Genomic DNA, 3502 nt, shown 5'->3' on the forward strand with positions numbered 1-3502 from the left:
CATCTTGTTTGACAAATACCGTGTGCGTCTTGGCACAGATAGCGACCAGGATGATCCAGGAACCAAAGCCTATGAAAGTCAGTTTGAGCGTGAGATCGCTGAAGAACCAACCAGCGAAATCATTTACTGTACCCACGCCATGCTGGCCATTGACATTCGCAAGCGGCGCACTTGGGCCAGACAGTCTGAGCTTGGCCAACAGATCAAAGAGGATATCTGGGCGTTTTCCCAGCCTAAGAACATCGAAGGCTTGGCGCCCGAAGAGCGCAAGGAATTGATGAGCTCAGCGATTGAACAGGAGATCAAAGAGTTGGCAGCGCTGACCATGGATAAGGACGTGGGCATTTTGCCAGCCTGGCAGCACTTAGTCATTGATGAAGCCCATGCCTTTGAGTCAAACATGGCAAATATACTTGCTACCAACATATCGCTCGGTAGCGTATTGCGCAATCTAATGCACATGGCCGACCAAGGCTGGCTTTCAAAAGCAGCAGCCAAACAGGCGACCATCGCCATGAATGCGATTCGCGACCAGGCCAACAATGACGAACACGACCTATCGAGCACGTCGCCGGCAACACGTCACGTCTATGCAGCGTTGCAAAACCTGCACGAGCTGGCCCGTTCGGTAAAGAGCGGTGCCAAGCAAAGCCCTCACTATACGCAATTAAGCATTCAAGCCCGGGCAATTGATTTGGCACTGAAAGTGGCTATCAGCCAATATGGCCAGCGCGCAATGGTGAGCTATTCGCCCGTACGGGCTTACCCGCAACTGAACATTGGTCGGCAAAGCGTGGCTAATGAACTGAAGTTTCTCTGGCAAAGCACGGTATCGGCTGCAGCCGTATCGGCCACGCTGTATTTACGTAAGTTGGAGAAGGACTCTGCCGCTTACAGCGCCTCGGTATTGAGTGTTCCAAACACGCGTCTAATGGAGTTTCCTGTAATTCGTCCGGCGTGGACATACCGGCCTGTTCAAGCGGTGTGGCTTCCTGAGCCGACGAAAGTGGGCAACTCGTGGTGGTTACGCCCCCCTACCCGCAGCGACAAGCTCAAGGGAGCGCAGCAAGAATCGGGCGAAGCGCTCTGGCTCGATGAGCTTGGTACGGCCATCAGTGATATTCACCGAACAGCTCAAGGTGGCGTCCTAGTGTTGATGACTAGCTACTCCAGTGCTCAAGGGCTTGCCCAGCGCCTTGACCCGAACATTACCAGCAAGATTGTGGCGTCCACCAAGCACAGCCTTGTCGAGCAAATGAATCACTTCGTCAAACGGCGCCTTACTGGGGAAAAAACGATCTGGATTGCAGTGGGCTCGGCCTGGACAGGCGTAGACATTAACGGCGCCAGCTACGGTATCGAGGATCCGCAGCAGGACAATATGTTGACGGACTTGATTATCCCGCGCCTGCCGTTTGGGCTGAACAAAAGCATGACTCATAAGACGCGCACTGAAAGCTTATCGAGTGTGCCTTGGGAACTTCTTGATGCAGCGATGCGCTTTAAGCAAGGCTTGGGGCGCCTGGTCAGGCGAGAGGGCCTGCCAAATAATCGTCGGATATTTGTTCTGGATGGTCGATTCAGTGACCCTGCCTTTGAGAACTACTTGTCCCACTTTAAGCGGGTAATGGCGCCATACACCTTAAAACACTGGATATCATCCGATGAAAACTATAAGGAGTGGTTGTAACGGCAGTCATAGTCAGCAGGATGTTGTCAATGATACGCGCAGCCGGTAATTCGTTATAGAATCGGAAAACAAATACTACCAATCGTATCTGCACGCAAAAGGAAGGGGAGTGTTATGGGGTGGTTTGACGTAGTTAAGGCGCCATTTTCTCTGGCGAACCGTGCACTGTTCGGCGATTACCTGAATTGGGGAAGGGGCGGAATTATTGGGACGCCAATTAACTACATTCTGGAAAATCCAGGTAAATCAGCGCTGATCGCTGTGAGCGGTGTAGCGACCGGAGGTGTCGGCGCGGCGGCTAGTTCGTTGCTCGCGGGCTCCGCCTCGGGCGTGGCCGCTTCAGGTCTGGTCGGCTTGGCCAGCGCGGCGGCCGGATCGGCCGGCACTGCAGCGACGATTGGTACCGCAAGCGCGGTAGCCGGCGGCGCGGCCACAAAAAGCTACCTAAGCGCAGCGGCGCTCAGTGCCACCGGGTGCATCAACACCGGCTCGGGAACTACCATCGCGATTCAGCAATTAGCGCGTTATGGTCTTATGGGGTTTGTCGCCCCCACGGTCTCTGAATACCTAGTCGATAACTATGTTCGTGACACGGTAAGACCCGTGCGTGGATCCGTCGTGTACTGCAAGCTCGGCGGCATCGCAGAGCACAGCGGTATTTATGTGGGTGACGGCAAGATCGTGCACCTGGACGGCGATGGCAGCATCGAGGTGGTATCGCGTAGAACCTTTATCCGGCGTCTGGGCGGAGTTAACCCCGCGTTGAGCATTTATGTCTCGTGTGTCGATACCAGCGCTGCCGGCACAGAAGCAGTGGCCAAGCGTGCGCTGGCTATGATCGGACGTCAGCGCAAATACAATGTGATTCTTGATAATTGCCACCAATTCACTTCGGGTTGTTTGACCGGCAATTTCGACAATTCCGATAATTTTTGGTGGATGGTCAAAGACACCGCCGAGAAGAAGTACAAAGTGGACAACTGGCGCGTTTGGAAGGCCCCAAAGAGCGTATAGAACCTCTTAGTTGCGACCCGCACGGCACCGTTAAAAAGAAAGCGTTTGGACCGCCGGCGGGCGCAATAGATCGAGCACCTCATCCGGTCGCCCCTGCAGCCAACGATCGACATCCATTTTTTCAATCGATATAACGGAGCGCTTGTCCTGCTCGCCGGGACCAAGCTTAGGGTCTGGCTTGTGCATGCGCCGCATGATGGGGTGTCCATCTGCGTTAACGGTCAGCATTGTGTAGCTTTCGAGCACCTCTCCGGTTTCTTTGTCTGTCCAAGCGTTCCAAAGACCGGCCAGCGCCCAGGGAGTGTTATCCGTGCGACGAAACGTCCACCACTGATTCCGGCCCGTCTCCCAGCAGGGCTCATCAAACGACCATGCCGCAATGATGCAACGCTGAGAGCGGCTCCAGGGGCCTCGATAGCTAGGTTTGTGGGCCAGCTCTTCGCTGCGCGCGTTGTTCGTCGCGTAAGGCAGCTTTGCGCTCTTGGCAAAATGGGGGATCAGTGCCCATTGGCCAATCACGAGCTCCGGTTCTTTATTCTCTGCCAAGCGTATGAACGGGCCTGCTGCGCGTGGATACACGCCACCGCCTGCCCATTGTGGCTGGTTGTTGCGGCCGATGTGCCAGAAGCGTTCAATCTCGGCACTCGAGGGGGAGATGTAGCGATTGCACATCGAGCACCTCTTCATTGTTAAAAAGACATTTGTTAATTATTGATGTATTTATAAAAAACATATAATGTACATCCATCGTATCCGAATGATTAGGAGGTCTGCATGCGATCTAAGGAACCTCTGAAC

At 54.2% G+C, this 3502-nt stretch carries 3 protein-coding genes; 2 read left to right on the forward strand and 1 reads right to left on the reverse strand.

Annotation, left to right across the window (positions count from 1 at the left end; translation table 11 throughout):
• Both csf4 and PuT2_RS15970 read left to right on the forward strand, forming a co-directional pair.
• Nucleotides 1-1690 (forward strand): type IV CRISPR-associated DEAD/DEAH-box helicase Csf4 (csf4, locus tag PuT2_RS15535; protein WP_216820835.1); only part of this gene is annotated, 1690 nt, incomplete at its 5' end.
• A 114-nt stretch (nt 1691-1804) separates the two neighbouring features.
• The gene (locus PuT2_RS15970) at nt 1805-2704 is read left to right on the forward strand and encodes a lecithin retinol acyltransferase family protein (RefSeq protein ID WP_216820836.1); all 900 of its coding nucleotides are present in this window, start codon (nt 1805-1807) and stop codon (nt 2702-2704) included.
• A gap of 30 nt (nt 2705-2734) precedes the next feature.
• Here PuT2_RS15970 and PuT2_RS15545 read toward each other — a convergent pair whose 3' ends face one another.
• On the reverse strand, nt 2735-3376 hold the full coding sequence (locus tag PuT2_RS15545; protein ID WP_093971904.1) for an SOS response-associated peptidase: 642 nt from the start codon (nt 3374-3376) through the stop codon (nt 2735-2737).
• Between the last annotated feature and the right edge of the window lie 126 nt (nt 3377-3502).

Origin of the sequence: Pusillimonas sp. T2 (assembly GCF_002236805.1) — a bacterium.
Classification (GTDB): domain Bacteria; phylum Pseudomonadota; class Gammaproteobacteria; order Burkholderiales; family Burkholderiaceae_B; genus Neopusillimonas.